This window comes from Sphingopyxis sp. GW247-27LB, from assembly GCF_002277025.1.
Classification (GTDB): Bacteria; Pseudomonadota; Alphaproteobacteria; order Sphingomonadales; family Sphingomonadaceae; genus Sphingopyxis.
This window is the reverse complement of record NZ_NIWD01000013.1, coordinates 222,912-238,603: the sequence shown is the minus strand read 5'-3', so window position 1 is coordinate 238,603 and position 15,692 is coordinate 222,912. Positions and strand designations below refer to the sequence as shown.

Here is a 15,692-nt window from a genome sequence, read left to right as displayed (position 1 = left end):
TCACCACGGCGCCCGCACCTCGACCAGCGGCACGCTCGCGCATTCCCCCGCGAGGAAGGTCGCGCGGCTGACCTCAAGCCGGTCTTCGGCGAAGCGCACCGCCACGTCGAACAGGAAGCCCGCGCGCACCGCCGTGCCCATCGCCGGCGCCGCGTCGAGCAGCACCTCACCCTCTGCTGTCATTTCGAACCCCGCGGTCTCGACGCCGTCGACCGACACGCGCAGGCTCCCCTCGACCGGCAGCCGGATGCTGCGTTCCTGCACCGCGTCGCCGGCGCCATAGCGCTTCACAAGCGCGAACTGCCGCCGGCTCCCGTCGCCGAGCCCCAGCCACTGGTCGCTCGCCGCGGGCATCGCCCCGCCCTCGGCCGAACTATGGTCGAAGGGGTCGCGAAAGCGGAACGCGCGCGCCGCCCCGCGCCGCGCGCGGAAGAAATCGGCGAGCGTTCGCACATCGGCCTCGGACCGCACGCCCGGTCCCGCATCATAGCGCATCCGCGCCTCGGCCCATTCGCTCGCGCGCTGCTCGTGCCCCGAGGGCGAGCTCACGATCTGGGTCGAAAATTCGGTCACGACCAGCGCCTCGCGCCCGATCGCCAGCGGGAAATCCACCGCATCAAAGGCCCGCACGTCCCCCTCCTCCTCCTCGCCGTCGAATGTCACGAAGCCGTCGCGCGCGACCTGCGGCAGTGCCCAGACGAAGGTCCGCGCCACCCCCGCGCGCCGCGCCGCGCCGGCCGCATCGGCGATCGCGGCCCACTGCCCGCGATCCGCCGCATCGGGCACGAAGCCCGCGAAATAATGCTGATCCTGGGCCGGATAGCCGAGCCGGGCCGTCATCGCCGCGCGCGCTCCCGCGGTCTCGGCGCCGCGCCCGCCGGTCACCCAGTCATAATCCTCGAGCTGCAGCACGTCGAACGCCGGCGCCGCCCAGTCCGGCGGCACATTGGCGCGCCGCACCTCGACCGCCGTGGGGTCGAGCACGGTCGGCAGATAGACGAGCAAATGGCTCGTCAGCCCAACCGCGCCCGCTTCCTCGCGCGCCGCCGCGACCAGCGCCGCGGTCGACGCCGCGAGAATCTCCCCCAGCGCGTCGAGCATCGCCAGCTGCGCGGTATCGAGCGGCGCGCGCACATCGGCGATTCCCACGCTCGCCGCACCCAGTATCGCACTCGCCGCCGCGTCATAGGCATAGATCCGCCCGCCAGCGCCGATCCACCACCAGGGTTCGCCGACCTGGAATTGGAGGTCGAGCCCCGCCGCCGCCGCGATCCCCACGAAAGCCCGCGCGACGCGCTGCAGCCAATCCATCGCCTCGGCATTGGCGGGCGACAGCAAGGTCGACGGCGGCACCCACCCGGTCAGCGCCTGCGCGCCCTCGGCGTCGCGCTGCTTCCAGCCTTCGGGGCACCAGGCGTCGAACAGCTCGTAGGACAGCGACCAGATCAGCCCGAGCCCTGCCGCCGCGCATTCGCCCGCCAGCGCCGCGTGCCAAGCCGCCGCCGCCGCGTTGATCGCCGGCCCCGCCGTATCGACCGCGAACCCGTCCACCGCCGCCGCGAGCCGCATATAATGGCTCATCCCGACATAATGGACGATGTCGCCGCAATAGCCGAGCGCGCCGATCTGCCGCACCACGCGCGCCGGGGTCAGATGATAGCTGTCGTCATAGCCGCTCGCGATCCCCAGCCCATGCTCGGGCAGCATCGCGTCGCCGATCGCCAGCACGGACCCCGACCCGGTGCAGGCGATCTCGCTCATCTCCGCCCAGCCCTCGGCCGGCGCCGCAAGCGTGCCGTCGCTGCCGTCGTAATCGGGCGCCACCAGCGACACGAACATCCGGTCGACATCGCCCGCCCACACCCGATCGGCCTCGCCCGGCAGCAGGAAGCCGCCGTCGAGCGCATCGAAATCGAGGTGGACGACCGCATCCTCGGCCGCCCCCACCGCATAGTTCCACAGCTGCACATACCAGGCGCGCGGCGCCCCGCCCGCGTCGCGCCCCTCGATCGTCAAGGTCGCCCCGTGCAGCGCATCGAGCGGCTTCACCCCGCCCGACCGCCAACGAAAGCGAAGCTGCGTATGCCGGAAATCGCGGCGGGTTTCATAGGCGAGCAACGGATGATCCCAGCGATCTTCCGCTTCCCAGATCAGCCCCGCCAGATCCTGCTTCTGATAAAAGACTGCCTCGACCCGCAGCGCCTGCGGACCCGTCGTCACCGCGCTCGCCATCATCGGCCGCGCGAAATCGACGGTCCAGAAGCGCGGGTCGAACCGCTTGATCCAGCCCTTCTGATGATGCGGCTCGGCCGCGACCAGCGCCCAGCCCATCACCGACACCCTCCCCTCCCGCAAGCGGGAGGGGCAGCGAGCCCCGGACTTGATCCGGGGCGCAGCGGGGTGGGCAAAGACGGCAGTGCCATTGGCCCCTCAGTCATCAGTAGCCTGTCCATCAATCCTCTCCCGCCGCCACCGCGCGGCGCACCGCGCGCGCGAGCTGCCGCCCGGTCTGCGCGAGCCGCTGCGGCTCGCTCGCGCCGCCGCCCTGCACGTTCACCGTGATCGCGATGTTGCGCACCGCCGCGCCGCGCGCCGCCTCGATCCGCCCGCTCGCGGTCGGCACGAACAGCTCGGGCCCGCGCTCGCCGACGCGATAGGCGCGCCCCGCGCTCACTGGCCCGCCCGTCGCGCGGCCCGGCGCCCCGAACAGCGCGAGCGCCAGGCTCTGCCCGAGCGACACGAGTCCGCCGCCGCCCGAACCGCTCCCGCCGCCGAGCAGCGCGCCGATGCCGCCCGTCACCGCGGCGCGCGCGATGTCGTTCATCACGTTCATCGCCAGCCGCTTCATATCCTCGAACCCCAGCTTGCCGGTGCGGATCGCCCGGCCCAGCGCGCGTTCGATCCCTCGCCCCGCGGCGTCGGCGGCCGACACCAGCGGCCCGGCCAGCTCCTCGCGCAGCGCCGCGATATCGCGGCGAAAAGCGCCGGTGTCGGCGCGCACCGCCACCACCATCTCGTCGATCTCATCCATCGGGAAATTGCTCCATCATCGCCGCGAGGCGCCCGCGATCCATGCCTTCCACACCGGCATCGGGCAGCCATGCCGCCAGCACCGCCGCGGCGTCGGCCGGCGTCGCCTCCCAGAATTCGCCGGGCCGCCACCCCGCGACCTGCGCCATCAGGCCCAGCAATCGCAGGGCCGACGCACCGAAGGACCCCACCCCTATCGTCCCTGCAAGATCTGCCCCAGCAGCACCCGCAGCGCCGGCGTCGCCGCCGCCAGCCCGCCGGCCACCACCGCCTCGCCAAGCGCCTCGCGCGTCAGCTCTTCGGGCCGCTCGCGCACGCAATGCCAGAACAGCGCCGCCATCTCGCCGAGCGCCAGCCCGCCGCCCGCGGCGCGCTCGACCAGCGCGAACAGCGGCCCCAATTCCTCCTCCGCCGCGACCAGCGCCGTAAAGCTCGGCCGCAGCACCAGCACCCGTTCGCCGATCCGCAGTTCGGCCTCGCCGCGCAGCGGGTTCGCCGCCATGCCCGTCGCCGCGCTCACAGGCTCACCACCGGGCCGCTCGATTCTAGGCTCAGCGTATATTGGCGCTCGCCGTTGTAATCGCCGGCATAGTCGAGCCGCGTCACCAGGAAGCGCCCCTGCATCCGCTCGCCGCTCTCGAAGCTCAGCTCATAATCGTCGATCGTTCCGGCCAGCGCGTGGCCGCGCAGCCGCACCTCGGCATCCGATCCGGTAAAGATCCCCGCCGCGCTCACCGATACCGACCTTACCCCCGCGCCCGACAGCAGCTCACGCCAGCCGCCCGAATCCTTGGTCGTGACGTTGACCGCCTCGCCGTTCACCGACATCTGCGTCGTGCGCAGCCCGGCGACGGTCTGGTACGCGGGCGGCGCCGCCCCGTCGCCGACCCGGAGCAGAAAAGCGCTCCCATTTTCGATTGCCATCGTCTATTCTCCTCGACATGAAATCACTGCACAAACGGGGAGTCGCAGGATGTTGATCGCTACCCTTCTCCTGGCCTTCGCGGCGCCTTCGCCGGCGGCCGACGTCGGCACGACGCGCGCCGCCTTCACCAAGTGCCTGCGCACCGATCTCAAGAAATCGCTCGACGCCAAGAAGCCGCCCGCGGACTATGAGGCCGCGATCGACACCGTCTGCCAGACCGAGCGTGATGCTTTTCGCAAGGCGGTGATCGCGCTCGACCGCGCGAGCGGCGATTCGGAAGCCGACGCGACCGAAGACGCCAACATGCAGATCAGCGACTATCACGACAATTTCGTCGGGCAGTTCAAGGACTACTCCGAATCCAACACCATGCCGGCCGATTGATCCCCCCTCCCTCCCGCTTGCGGGAGGGGCCAGGAACTCACGCCGCGCTCAGGCACCGGCAGCGCACGACCAGTTCGTGGCGCCAGCCGCTGTCGCGCTGAAAGGCGAAGCGGGTGCGCAGCACGCGCACACCGACGATCTGCCAGTCCTCCGCCGCTCCGCGCAGCGCCGCCAGCGCCGCTTCGATGCGCGCCGCCGCGCGGCCGTCGGCGTCGCCCGTCCCGATCAGCGCCAGCGTCAGCCGCACCTCGCGCCCCGGCCGGTCCTTGGTGCCCCAGTCGCGCCCTTCCGCCGCGCCGAGCGACACATAGGGCGCCGTGACGCGCGGCGGAACGCCGTCGAACACGCCGTGCACCAGCCCCGCCAGCGCGGCATCGGCCGCGAGCAACGCCAGCGCCCGCGCCCGCACCGCCTGCTCGACGCCGCCCGTCATGCCCCGCTTCCCAGCCCGATCCGCCGCCACGGGTGCCACAGCGCCGCGATGACCGCCGGCGGTGCCAGCCCGTCGTCGTCCCGCGCGTCGTGCATATGCTGCGTCATGCGGATGATGCCTTGCCGGATCGCCTCGGGAATGGCGTTGGCGTCCGCCGCCATTCCGGCGCGATAGGCGATACGCGCCTGTGTCGCGGCGCCGGGCCGCTCGATCGCCAGCCGCCCCGTGCCTTCGCGCCCGACCGCCAGCCGCCAGCCGGCCGGCTCGAGCAGGCTCGCGCCGCCATCGGCGGCGAGCAGCGTCACCGCCTCGACCGCCACGACCGGACGCACCGTCAGCCGGATCGCGCCGCCGCCCAGCGGCACGACCTCGTCGGCCGTCGCACCCAGCCGCAGCCAGCCGCGCGCTTCGTTGAGGCTCACCGGAACCGCGGCCGGCACCGCACCCGCGGCGCTCATCGCTCTTCGACCCGGACGGTCATCGACCGCTCGTCGACCTGCCCGTCGCTCATCGTCACCCGGTTGGTCACGCGATAGACGCGGCCGGCGGCCCCGCCCGCCAGCGTCGCGGTCGTCCGCGCCAGGTCGTGCGCCGCAGCGGCGACCGCGACGCCGTCCGCCTCGGCGGGCGCCACGATCCATTCGCTCGCGACCACCGCCTGCCCGCCGGGATAGGCCCCGCTCCAGTCGAATTCATAGTCGATCCGGCTGCCCGGATCCTTCACCACCAACGTCATGCCCCACCTCCTCAAGGTTTGCGCACCATCATGCGGCGCAGCTCACGCCCGCGCCGGAAGGTCCGCTCGTGGGCCGGCGCCGCCGACGGGTCGGGCCCGCCCCATTCGGTCGCGAGATCACGCCGCCCGCCGTCGCCGATCGCCCGCGATCCGATCGCCCCGCCCGCCGTCATGCCGTCGCCTCCAGCGCTGCGATCCGCGCCTCCAGCCCGGCGATCAGGAACAGCGCGAGCTGGCCCTCGCGGACGCCGAAGCGCGTCTGCGCGCCCTCCGCATCCTGCCATTCGTCGCGGCACAGAAAGGCGTAGCGCGCACCGTCGGCGTCGCCTTCGCCCCCGATCGGATCGACCAGCCCCTCCTCGGCCATGATCGCCCACACCGCCTGCGCGCGGACGCCGAAATGTAGCCGCGCCGCGCCCGCGCCCTTTTCGGCGATGGCGCCCAGCCATTGATAGAAACCCAATTCCGCCGCGATCCGCCGCGCGGCGCGCAGCTCGGCCGCATCCGGCGCCCCGCGCCACGCCTTGTCGCGCGCGTCGGATGTGTTGATCGCCCCCGTCGCCGCGTAGATCGTCCGCACGCGCATCGACGCCGCGCCCAGGTCATAACCATTGTCGCTTCCCGGCTGCAGCGTCCCCGCAGCGGTGATCCGCCAGCGTTCGACCGCGCCCGCGCTGCCGGTCAGGAAGCGGATCGACGCCATCGTCGAGCTGCGCGGCGCGAGCAGCAGGTCGCCCGCGATACCGACTCCCGAATTGCCGATCCCGACGAAACCGCGGGCCTGCGCCGGCGGCAGGCTGTCCATCAGCCCATAGAGTTCGAGCCCCAGATTCTGCGCCCCCGCCGCCGCGCCGATTCCCAGCCCGGGCATCGAGGCGGCGGCGACCAGCTCGACCCGGGCATAGGGTGTCGTGGTACCGAACCCCAGGCCCGTCGCGGTCATCCGCGCCCGCTCCATTCCGCCCAGCGCGAAGCCGATCGCGTCGGCGCCCGCGTTGAACAGCCCCGTGTTGGCGTCGCCCGCGAAACTCAGCGCCGGCGCCGCCGCGCTTCCGGCCGGACACGCCAGCGGCGCGCCCACCGTCACCGCTCCGCTCGCGCCCTGATAGGCGAAGGACGCGATCGGAATATTCACCCAACCCTCTCCGCGCCGCACCGTGATCAGGTCGTCCGCCGCGCCGGTCGCGGTGCCGGGGTGCAGGGTCGACAGCGGCTGCTTGCCGCCCAGCGCCGCTTCCACCGCCGCCGCGCTCGCGTCGCGCGCCGCGAACCAGTCCGCGCCGACGGTCAGCGCCAGCGTCTTCAGCCCCGGCGTGAAATCGACCGCCGCGCCGCCGTTCGACGATGCCGCGACGCTGTCGCGCGCCAGCCGCCCGGCGCCATCGATCCGGCCGGTCCCGGCCTCCCATTCGCCCGCGAAGGCGATCCCCGCGATCGCATAGTGGAACGGCGTGTCGGCGGGCACCGCATCGGCAAAGCCGCGATGCCCCGGCAGCGCCCCGGCGGGCGTCAGCGCCCCCGCGCCGCCTTCGTGGCAATGCTCGCGCACCAGGTCGGCAAAAAACAGGCTCGGCATGGCAGGGCCATCCTTTCCGCAAAAATCATCTTTTCGAGAGAATCGGCGGGTCGAGATTTTKGCCGGGGCGAGGCGAAAAGTGCGGACTTTCGAGAACCGGAGCGCAGCGTACGTCTGTACGTGAGCACCGGAAGCTCGAAAGGCCGTGCTTTGCAGCCCGCTCCGGTCGAAATATCGGCCCGCCGATAGGCGCCCGGCCCGGCCCCGAAAGGGAAAGCGAGCTCGGACCGGGCGCCGCATCGCGCACCAGCCGCTTTAGCTGGCGGCGAATTTCATCAGCTTGATCGCCTGCGAATCGATGATCGCGCCGCCCACCCGCTTGGTTGCATAGAAATGCACGAAGGGCTTGTTGCTGAACGGGTCGCGCAGGATGCGCGTCTCGCCGCGGTCGGCGACCAGATAGCCGGCGCGGAAATTGCCGAAGGCGATCGACAGGCTGTCGGCCGCGATGTCCGGCATGTCCTCGGCCTCGACCACCGGATAGCCGAGCAGGGTCGCCGCCTGCCCCTCGACCAGCCCCGGCTGCCACAGAAAGGCGCCGTCGCTCGTCTTGAACTTGCGGATGCGCGCCAGCGTATCCGAATTCATCACCCAGCAGGCGCCCTGGCGATAGGGCGCGCGCAAGGCATGCACCAGCTCGACCAGCCCGTCCTGCGGGCTCGCCGCGGCGAAGCCGCCCGCGGCGCCGCTCGCGACATATTGCAGCGTCCCGAAATCGCGGATCGCGTCGCTCTCGTCGGTCGCGTCATGATCGAGGAAGCCGCGCGGCCGGTTCGTCCCGTTGCCGCTCACGAAGGCCGCGCCCTCGGCCACCGCGAACTCGCGCGCGATCTCGGTCGCCAGCCAGTCCTCGACGTCGAACATCGCGTCGTCGAGCATCGCCTGGCTCGCCGCCGGATTGGCGTAGAGCTCGCCTCCGGGCGGCGCGATCTCGGCGAGGGCGCGCGCCGCGGTCTCGGGCCGCGCCGCGGTCTCGCCGACCCAGCCCGCGCCCATCGATCCGGTCGCGACCAGCTTGCGATAGCCGCTCGTCCCCGTCTGCACGACGCTCGCGATCGCGCGGATCGGCGACAGCGATTTCAGCGTCGCCGCGATCGCGCCGTCGATCTCGCGCGGCACCGCATAGCCGCCCTCGCCGCCCGACGCGCCCGACAGGCTCTTCATCTCGACCCCGGCATCGATCCCGCGCCGCAGATAGCGCTCGACGAAGGCGTCGCGTGCCGGATCGGCCGCCTTCGCTCCGTCGAGCGGCAACCGCGACGCCGCGACCGCCTGCGCGTCGACCTGGGCCTTCAGCGCCGCGACCGAGGCTTTCAGCTCATCGACCGCCTCGGCCGCCAGCACCGCGTCGAACGCCCCCTCGAGCGCGTCCGCCTTCATTTCCATATCGTCCATGCTTGTCACTCCTTCCAAAAAGATCCTCCCTGTGGCGTAGCCATGGGGAGGGGGACCGCCGCGAAGCGGTGGTGGAGGGGCGGCGACGTCGCGCCATAGCCCCTCCGTCAGCCCTGCGGGCTGCCACCTCCCCACGCCTTCGGCGCAGGGAGGATCGGTCCGCTTTCCACCGCAATCACCCGCGCCGCCGGCTGCATCGGCTGCGCGACCAGGCTCACCTCGGCGAGGTCGAGCGCCAGCAGCTCGCGCGGCCGGATGCCGCGCGCCGCGCGCACCCGGTATCCGAACGACAATCCCGTCAGTGCCCCGCGCGCGACGAGCCCCGCCGCGGTCGGATGCGTCACCCGCGCCACGACGCGCAGCCCGCGCGCATCCTCCGCCAAAGCCTCGATCACCCCCACGACCGCGCCGGGCCGATGCTGCCACAACAGCGGCACCCCGCGCCCTTCGCGCAGGCTCGCCGCGAACGCCCCATGCCGCACGACATCCCCGCCCCGGTCCAACCGGTCGAACACCGCCGCATAGCCCGCGAACCGCATCTCCCCCTCCCGCAGGCGGGAGGGGGCCGGGGGGTGGGCAAGCGGCCTCGCCCGACCCTTCACTTCAACAACCCCGGCAGCCCCAGCTTCACCGCCAGTCCGACCACCAGCAGCGCGAGCATCCCGCGCACCGCCCAGTCGACCGCCGCCTTCCACGCGCTTTTCTTCGCATCGCGCCACGCACCCAGAAGCTGCCGCAAATCCCCGATGTCGCCGCGCGCCGCCTCGTCGGCGAGCCCCAGCCGCGCCAGCGCCCGCCGCGCGCCCAGCTCGCTCGCCTCCTCGACCACCGCGCGCAGCAATGCCGCGTCGGGCGCCCCGGACGCTCCGGCCGCACTCGTTCCCGCCAGCGCGACCAACCGCGCCAGCGCCTCTTCCTCGTCCATGTTCCGTTCCTTTCGCGCGGGCTATTCCACCCCCAGCAGCGCCTTCTTCTCGTCGGCCGTCAGCCAGTCCGCCGCCGACACCTCGCGCCACAGCGCCATCCGGTCCTCGGCGAGCGCCGGCACCCGGTCGAGATCGACCCGCAGCTCGGCGCCCGCGAACCATCCCGACAGCCCCTGCGCCAGCGCGCCCAGAATCTTCGCGCACAGCGGCAGCACGGTCAGCCGCCACAGCGCGCGATTGGCCTCGCGATAATTGGCGTAGGTCGCATCCCCCGGCAGCCCGAGCAGCATCGGTGGCACCCCGAACGCCATGGCAATCTCGCGCGCCGCGCTATGCTTGAGCTCGAGGAAATCCATGTCGGCGGGCGACAGCGACAGCGACTGCCACGTCAATCCGCCCTCGAGCAGCAGCGGCCGCCCCGCGTTCGCTCCCCCTGAGAAACTTTCGCTCAGCTCCTCGCGCAGCCGGTCGACCTGCTCGGCCGACAGCGGCATCCCCTTGTCGCCCGGATCGTGGACGAGCGCCCCCGACGGCCGCGCGCCATTGTCGAGCAGCGCCCGGTTCCACGCCGCCGCCGCATTATGCGCCGCGATCGCGCCCGCCGCGGCGCCGAGGCATCCCGCGCCATAATGGTCGTCGAGCGGGTGCAGCGCCTTCACCTGCACTACCGCGGGCCGACCCGCGCCATCCTCGGCGGGCAGCACCGCCGCCGATCCGCCGGCCTTATAGCGATAGGCGACCGGCCAGCCGCGCGCGTCGGCCTCGACCGTCACCCGCTCGGGCCGCAGCGCGAACAGCTCCGCCGGCGCTCCCGCCCCGTCGGTCAATATCTGCACATAGCCGTTGCCGTGAAGCAGCAGCTGCGACGCCAATGTCTCGACCAGCCCCTGCCCGCCCGATGGCGCCGACACCAGCGCCAGCAGCGCCGGGTCGCTCGCCGCCACCGGTGCGCTACCCGCCGCCTCGGCGACCAGCCGAACGCTGCGCTGGACGATCGCATTGCCCAGATACCCCTCGCGCACCTGCGCCTCCCACGACAGCGGCGCGGGCGCGCTCCAGCTTCCGTACACGCGCGACAAGGCGGGCCGCGCAGGCACCTGCGCGGCCTTGCGGCCAAACCAGTTCATGATGTTCTCCTGTCTTTACGCTGGCGCCCTCGCGCATCCACCATCCGTCACCCCGGGCTTGACCCGGGGCCCGCCTGTCTTCGAGGAAAAGGCGGATCCCGGATCAAGTCCGGGACGACGAAGGATCGGCCTAAACCCGCCGCACCCCCGGCTCTCTCCCCGTCCGCAGCCCCTCCAGCAACACCGCCAACGCCCACACGCACGCGTCGCCGCGATCGGGCGAGCGCCCCGGCCCGGCGTAGCCGCCGCCCACCTGGAACCCGCAAAGCTGATCCTCCAGCTCGGCGAACGCGCCCGCGTGCACCACCTGCCCGCGCTCATAAGCTAGCGCGACCGGCTCCGCCCGCCGCGCCTTGCCGACGCTCGCATGCACCGGCACCACCGGCAGGGCGAGATCGGCCTGGCGCAGCGTGCCCTCGACCATCTCGCCGCCCATATTGCTCTCGGCGACCACCCGGTCGGCGCCCCAGCGCGCCGCCGCCGCGGCAACCGCCTGCGCCCAGATATGCGGCGGCGGATTCTCGACGCTGGCATCCTCGACCACCGCGAGCCGCCCGTCGCGCAGCAGCGCCGCGACGACGATCCCGCACGCATCGCCCGTGCTCGTCGCGGGCGGATCGACGCCGATCACCACGCGCACCGGCTTGCCGACGCTCGCCGCATCGACCCGGCACCGCTCGACCAGCCCCCGCGTCCACAGCGCGCCCTCGACATCCTCGAGCAATTCGCCCTCGAGCTCCTGCCGCCCCAACCGCGTGCCGCCATGGATGCGCTTCATCGCCGCCAGCCACGACCCCGACAGATTATGGCGGTTGGCTTCGGTTCCGCCGCCTGTCGCCTTCACTCCATCTTCCGTCATCAGCCGCCGCACCAGCGGCACGCCGCGCGGGGTCGTCGTAGCGATGGTCCGCGGCGCGTCGCCGATCCGCATCGTCAGCATCAGATTGTCCCACGCCGCCTCGCCCGCCGGCCATTTGGCGATCTCGTCGCACCACGCCGCGCCATGCTCCGGCCCGCGGAGGCTCTCGGGCTCGGCGGCCGAATAGAGCGTCGCGACCGCGCCATTGGGCCAGGTCAGCCGCCGCAGGCTGCTTTCATAATCGGGCCGCATCGCCGCCGGCGCGATCGCCAGCAACCCGCTTTCGCCCTCGACCATCACCTGCCGTGCCTCGTGCAGCGTCGCTGCGACCAGCGCGATTCGCGCGCCCGGCGTCGTCTCGGCAAAGGCGCGCACCCACTCTGCCCCTGTCCGCGTCTTGCCGAACCCGCGCCCCGCGAGGAGCAGCCACACGCGCCAGTCTCCCGCCGGCGGACATTGGTCGTCACGCCGCCACCAGTTCCAGTCGGTCAACAGCGCTTCGGCCTTCGCCCTCCGCAGCCGTTTGAACCAGACCTCGAAATCCTTGGACCTCCCCTCGGCCCAATCGATCGCACGCTTCAAGGCGCGTTATCCTCGGCGGACGATCCCGCCTCTGCCCGCACCCGCGTCTGCATCGCCCTGATCTTGGCGCCTAGCCGTGCTTTCGCATCGGCGGCACCCGCGCCGGGCGCCACCGGCACCGTCCCGCGCACCGCGGCGCGATGCGCGGCGAGCAGCGACAGGCCGAGCCGGTATTTCTGCGCCCGCGACTTCAGCGTCGCCTCCTTCACATTGCCGCTCGGCGCGATCAACGCCTCGGACAGAAGCTCAGCCTCGAGCCGCGCAAAGCCCTCGCACAGCGCCTCGTGCCACCGCGCGGCAAAGGCCGGATTGCGCCGCCGCTCGCGGTACATGGCATTGGCCGCGATCCCTGCCGCGCGCGCCGCAGCCGACACATTCGAGGTTTCGGCCAGTACGTCGAGGAAGCTGTCCATCTGCCCACTGCCGGGCCGCGCGTGCCCTGCACCTTCGCCTTTCGCCGCTCGCCCCATCGCCCGTCCCTCCAAAGACAATCGGGCCGCACGCCCCAAGGCGCCGGCCCGATTCGCAATTCTTCATGATGAGACACTTGTGCCATATCAGCGTGACGATGTCAATAGAAAATAACCTATATGGTTATTTGTCGACTTACACCGCTGCGACGCGGCGCTTTACAACCCGCCGCCGCCGTGCCAGATCGTCCCGGCTTTTCAGGAGATTGCCTTTGCTCACCCCGTTCGCCTTGGACCGCAATCGCGGGCCGGTGCGGCCGTGCGTGCGCGCGGCCGGGTGCTGACGCCCGCGGAATGACCCTGTGCAGCGCCGCCTGGCGCGCTGCCGCATTTCGAAAGCCTCCCATGATATTGGAAACCACCGAAGACGATTACGCCGCCCTGCTGCGCGGCGCGGCGCCGCGCGCGCTCCTCTGGCTCGATCCGCCGATCGCGCCGCCTGCGGTGCTCGCGATGCTCGCCGATGTCGCGGCACGGGTGCGCGCGCATTTCACGCCCGCCTCCTGGCTGATCGTCCACGACGGCGAGCTCGTCGGGCTCTGTTCGATCACCCGCCCGCCTGCGAACGGCGAGGTCGACCTCGGCTACGGCATCGCGCCGGGCCGCCAGGGCCGCGGCCATATGCAGGCGGCGCTCCGCGCGATCGCGGCCTGGGCCGACAGCCGCGACGATGTCGATGCGCTCACCGCCGAGACCGCGACCGCCAACCGCGCGTCGCAGCGCGTCCTCGAACGCGCGGGCTTCGTGCCGGTGGGCGAGCGCATCGACGAAGAGGACGGCCCGCTGATCCGCTGGCGCTACGCCGCCGGCTGAAGCGCAGCGATCCTCCCCGGCACGGGGAGGGGGACCACCGAAGGTGGTGGAGGGGCACGGGCGGTCTACACTTCGCTCAAGACAGGGGGCGCCACAGACGCGCCTGCCCCTCCACCACCCTGCGGGTGGTCCCCCTCCCCCAAGGGGGAGGACCACGCGCCACCTGTATTACCCAAATAAATCGCTTGCCATCCATGCGCTACAAATGTAGCTAAGCTACAAATGTAGCGCGAAAGGTGATTCGCATGTTGTCCAGTTTACCGCCGCGGGAACGCGAAATCGTCGATATCCTCTATGAGAACGGCGCCTCGACGGTGCCCGAGATCGCCGCATCGCTCAGCGACGCGCTGTCGGGCTCGGCGATCCGCGCGATGCTGAAGCGGCTCGAGGGCAAGGGCTTCGTCGCCCGCGAACAGTCCGACCGCGGCTTCCTCTACGCTCCCAGCGTCGAAGGCAAGGCGGCGAGCAAGTCGGCGCTGAGCCAGGTCGTGCGCGTCTTCTTCAACGGCTCGCCGACGAGCGCCGCGGCGGCGCTGCTCGGCATGCAGGACGCCATGAGCGCGTCCGAACTCGACGAACTCGAAAAACTGATCGCCGAGGCGCGCGACGGGAGGACGAAATGATGATCACCGCAACCATGCTCATCGGTCTCGCCTGGAAATCGGCGCTGATCGCCGGCCTCACCCTCTTCCTCCTCCGTCTCGCGCGTGTCCGCTCGGCCGCCGAGCGCTCGCTGATCGCGCATGTCGGCCTCGCCGCCCTGCTCGCCTTCCCGGTCGCGACCCTGCTGCTCCCGATATGGGCGCCGCTGCCCGCCGCCTGGTTCGCCGATGCCGCCCCCGCGGCGGCGAGCATCCAAGCGACCGCGGCCCCGGTCGCCGCCGACCTCGCTTCCGCCGCGGCTCCAGCCCCGGCCGCGGCGGATTCCGCCGCCCCGGCATCGGCGTCGCTGCTCGCCTCTTTGCCCTCGCTCTCCGATCTCGCGCTCTGGGTCTACGCGCTGCCGCTCGCCCTGCTCTTCGCGACGATGCTGGTCGCGGTGGTGCGGCTGTTCGCGATGCGCGGCCGTGCCGACGTGCTCGTCCAGCCCTCGTGGCTGTCGGCGCTCGCCGAGGCGCAGCGGCGCATGGGCTTCAAGCACGGCACCGCGCTCCTCGTCAGCGAGGAGCTGCGCTCGCCGATCAGCTGGGGCGTGCTGCGCCCGACGATCGTCCTCAGCCCCAAGGCGGTCGAGGCGGTCGGCGAGGCCGAGGCGATCATCGCGCACGAACTCGCGCACGTCGCGCGGCTCGACTGGGCGAAGCTGCTCGCCGCGCGGCTCGCCTGCGCGATGTTCTGGTTCAACCCGCTCGTCTGGATGCTGGCGCGCGAGAGCCATCAGCTCCGCGAGGAAGCCGCCGACGACGCGGTGCTGCTCGCCGACATCGACGGCCCCGACTATGCGACCCTGCTCGTCGGCGCGGCGCGCCACGACAACAAGGGGACGCTGATCGCCGCGCACGGCGTCGCGCCGGGCAAGAACAGCCTCAAGCGCCGCATCACCCGCGTTCTCGACGCGCGTGCGAAACGCGGTCCGGCGAGCGCGAGCTGGTTCGCGATGATCCTCGCCTTTCTCGCCGGCGTCACCGTTCCGCTCGCCGCCTTCTCGGCCACCGGCGCGCGGCCAGCCGGCGAACAGGGCGACGCGATCGCCGCCGTCACCCCCGCCGCGACGCCCAAGACCGCGGCCGCAGCCGCACAAGGGGACGAGGAGCCCGCTCCCGCCCACGCCAAGCTGCCGGTCGACCAGCTCGTCAGCATGAAAGCGATGGGCATAACCCCCGAAGATGTGCGCGGAATGCGCGGCGACCAGGGCGGCCTCGACCCCGAAGACGTCATCGCCGCCAAGGCGACCGGCGCCAGCCCCGCCTATCTGAACCGGATGCGCGCGCTGTTCCCGAACGCCGACATGGACGATCTGATCGGCGCCTCGGCGCTGGGGATCGACACCGGCTACGCCCGCGAGATGAAATCCTATTTCCCGCGCCTCACCATCGACGATCTCAGCGGAATGCGCGCGGTCGGCGTCACCGGCGCCTTCGTCCGCGACATGCGCAAATCGGGCGTCCGCGTGTCGAACCCCGACGACGCGATCGAGCTTCGCGCGACCAGCGGGATCGACATCCCCAGGGTCGTGTCGCACGCGGTGAGCAGCGCGCGGCGCGCCTCGTCGGTCAGCGTCGGCCGCGACGGCGTGGCGGTGGTCGACATGCACGGCCCCGACGGCACGGCGATGCGCGTCGAGACCCCGCAGCCGCCCGGCCCGCCGCAGCCACCCGAAGCCAACGACTGACGCCGGACGCCCGGCCCGGCCGGGCGCCCGCCACCAACCCCAACCCCAAGGTCTGAAACGCCGCATCCACGGCGAGCGACGACGCTCGCCCGCGATCCGCGGCC

At 71.9% G+C, this 15,692-nt stretch carries 20 protein-coding genes; 4 read left to right on the top strand and 16 right to left on the bottom strand.

Annotation, left to right across the window (positions count from 1 at the left end; all coding sequences use genetic code 11):
* The 5 genes from CD928_RS18250 to CD928_RS18230 all read right to left on the bottom strand — a co-directional run bounded on the left by CD928_RS18250 (window position 1) and on the right by CD928_RS18230 (window position 3,954).
* Window positions 1-2,331 (bottom strand): DUF2460 domain-containing protein, encoded by a 2,331-nt coding sequence (locus CD928_RS18250; RefSeq protein WP_095388513.1) that lies wholly within the window; start codon window positions 2,329-2,331, stop codon window positions 1-3.
* Between the two features lie 121 nt (window positions 2,332-2,452).
* Window positions 2,453-3,031, bottom strand: coding sequence for a tail tape measure protein (locus CD928_RS18245; protein WP_095388512.1), 579 nt, complete (start codon window positions 3,029-3,031; stop codon window positions 2,453-2,455).
* Window positions 3,024-3,221, bottom strand: a complete 198-nt coding sequence (locus CD928_RS18240) for a phage tail assembly chaperone (RefSeq protein ID WP_255247239.1) — start codon at window positions 3,219-3,221, stop codon at window positions 3,024-3,026. The genes CD928_RS18245 and CD928_RS18240 overlap by 8 nt, the downstream gene beginning before the upstream one ends.
* A gap of 2 nt (window positions 3,222-3,223) precedes the next feature.
* Window positions 3,224-3,532, bottom strand: coding sequence for a gene transfer agent family protein (locus CD928_RS18235; protein ID WP_095388680.1), 309 nt, complete (start codon window positions 3,530-3,532; stop codon window positions 3,224-3,226).
* A gap of 14 nt (window positions 3,533-3,546) precedes the next feature.
* Complete coding sequence (locus CD928_RS18230) at window positions 3,547-3,954, bottom strand: phage major tail protein, TP901-1 family (RefSeq protein WP_095388511.1); 408 nt, start codon at window positions 3,952-3,954, stop codon at window positions 3,547-3,549.
* A gap of 49 nt (window positions 3,955-4,003) precedes the next feature.
* Between CD928_RS18230 and CD928_RS18225 the strand changes: the two genes are divergently transcribed.
* A complete protein-coding gene (locus tag CD928_RS18225; RefSeq protein ID WP_095388510.1) occupies window positions 4,004-4,339 on the top strand; it encodes a hypothetical protein in 336 nt (111 codons plus the stop codon).
* 37 nt (window positions 4,340-4,376) lie between these two features.
* Here CD928_RS18225 and CD928_RS18220 read toward each other — a convergent pair whose 3' ends face one another.
* The 11 genes from CD928_RS18220 to CD928_RS18175 all read right to left on the bottom strand — a co-directional run bounded on the left by CD928_RS18220 (window position 4,377) and on the right by CD928_RS18175 (window position 12,443).
* On the bottom strand, window positions 4,377-4,772 hold the full coding sequence (locus CD928_RS18220; RefSeq protein WP_095388509.1) for a DUF3168 domain-containing protein: 396 nt from the start codon (window positions 4,770-4,772) through the stop codon (window positions 4,377-4,379).
* Complete coding sequence (locus tag CD928_RS18215) at window positions 4,769-5,230, bottom strand: hypothetical protein (protein ID WP_095388508.1); 462 nt, start codon at window positions 5,228-5,230, stop codon at window positions 4,769-4,771. The genes CD928_RS18220 and CD928_RS18215 overlap by 4 nt, the downstream gene beginning before the upstream one ends.
* Window positions 5,227-5,508 (bottom strand): hypothetical protein, encoded by a 282-nt coding sequence (locus tag CD928_RS18210; protein ID WP_095388507.1) that lies wholly within the window; start codon window positions 5,506-5,508, stop codon window positions 5,227-5,229. Before CD928_RS18210 ends, CD928_RS18215 begins: the two co-directional genes overlap by 4 nt.
* Before the next feature lie 11 nt (window positions 5,509-5,519).
* The gene (locus CD928_RS23485) at window positions 5,520-5,681 is read right to left on the bottom strand and encodes a hypothetical protein (RefSeq protein WP_176473629.1); all 162 of its coding nucleotides are present in this window, start codon (window positions 5,679-5,681) and stop codon (window positions 5,520-5,522) included.
* A complete protein-coding gene (locus tag CD928_RS18205; RefSeq protein WP_095388506.1) occupies window positions 5,678-7,084 on the bottom strand; it encodes a tail fiber domain-containing protein in 1,407 nt (468 codons plus the stop codon). Before CD928_RS18205 ends, CD928_RS23485 begins: the two co-directional genes overlap by 4 nt.
* Window positions 7,085-7,339: 255 nt before the next feature.
* Window positions 7,340-8,479 (bottom strand): phage major capsid protein, encoded by a 1,140-nt coding sequence (locus CD928_RS18200; protein ID WP_095388505.1) that lies wholly within the window; start codon window positions 8,477-8,479, stop codon window positions 7,340-7,342.
* A 107-nt stretch (window positions 8,480-8,586) separates the two neighbouring features.
* Window positions 8,587-9,018: an HK97 family phage prohead protease gene (locus tag CD928_RS18195; protein ID WP_095388504.1), complete on the bottom strand. Its 432-nt coding sequence runs from the start codon at window positions 9,016-9,018 to the stop codon at window positions 8,587-8,589.
* A gap of 59 nt (window positions 9,019-9,077) precedes the next feature.
* On the bottom strand, window positions 9,078-9,404 hold the full coding sequence (locus CD928_RS18190) for a DUF6127 family protein (RefSeq protein ID WP_095388503.1): 327 nt from the start codon (window positions 9,402-9,404) through the stop codon (window positions 9,078-9,080).
* 21 nt (window positions 9,405-9,425) lie between these two features.
* A complete protein-coding gene (locus tag CD928_RS18185; protein WP_095388502.1) occupies window positions 9,426-10,532 on the bottom strand; it encodes a phage portal protein in 1,107 nt (368 codons plus the stop codon).
* 130 nt (window positions 10,533-10,662) lie between these two features.
* On the bottom strand, window positions 10,663-11,910 hold the full coding sequence (locus CD928_RS18180; protein ID WP_255247252.1) for a DNA-packaging protein: 1,248 nt from the start codon (window positions 11,908-11,910) through the stop codon (window positions 10,663-10,665).
* Between the two features lie 59 nt (window positions 11,911-11,969).
* Window positions 11,970-12,443, bottom strand: coding sequence for a hypothetical protein (locus CD928_RS18175; RefSeq protein WP_095388500.1), 474 nt, complete (start codon window positions 12,441-12,443; stop codon window positions 11,970-11,972).
* A gap of 345 nt (window positions 12,444-12,788) precedes the next feature.
* On the opposite strand from CD928_RS18175, the gene CD928_RS18170 reads away from it, so the two are divergent.
* From CD928_RS18170 to CD928_RS18160, 3 genes are all read left to right on the top strand, one after another.
* Entirely contained in the window at window positions 12,789-13,256 is a 468-nt protein-coding gene (locus tag CD928_RS18170) for a GNAT family N-acetyltransferase (protein WP_095388499.1), read from the top strand.
* A 245-nt stretch (window positions 13,257-13,501) separates the two neighbouring features.
* Entirely contained in the window at window positions 13,502-13,879 is a 378-nt protein-coding gene (locus CD928_RS18165; RefSeq protein ID WP_095388498.1) for a BlaI/MecI/CopY family transcriptional regulator, read from the top strand.
* The gene (locus tag CD928_RS18160; RefSeq protein ID WP_095388497.1) at window positions 13,876-15,588 is read left to right on the top strand and encodes a M56 family metallopeptidase; all 1,713 of its coding nucleotides are present in this window, start codon (window positions 13,876-13,878) and stop codon (window positions 15,586-15,588) included. The genes CD928_RS18165 and CD928_RS18160 overlap by 4 nt, the downstream gene beginning before the upstream one ends.
* Window positions 15,589-15,692: the final 104 nt, after the last annotated feature.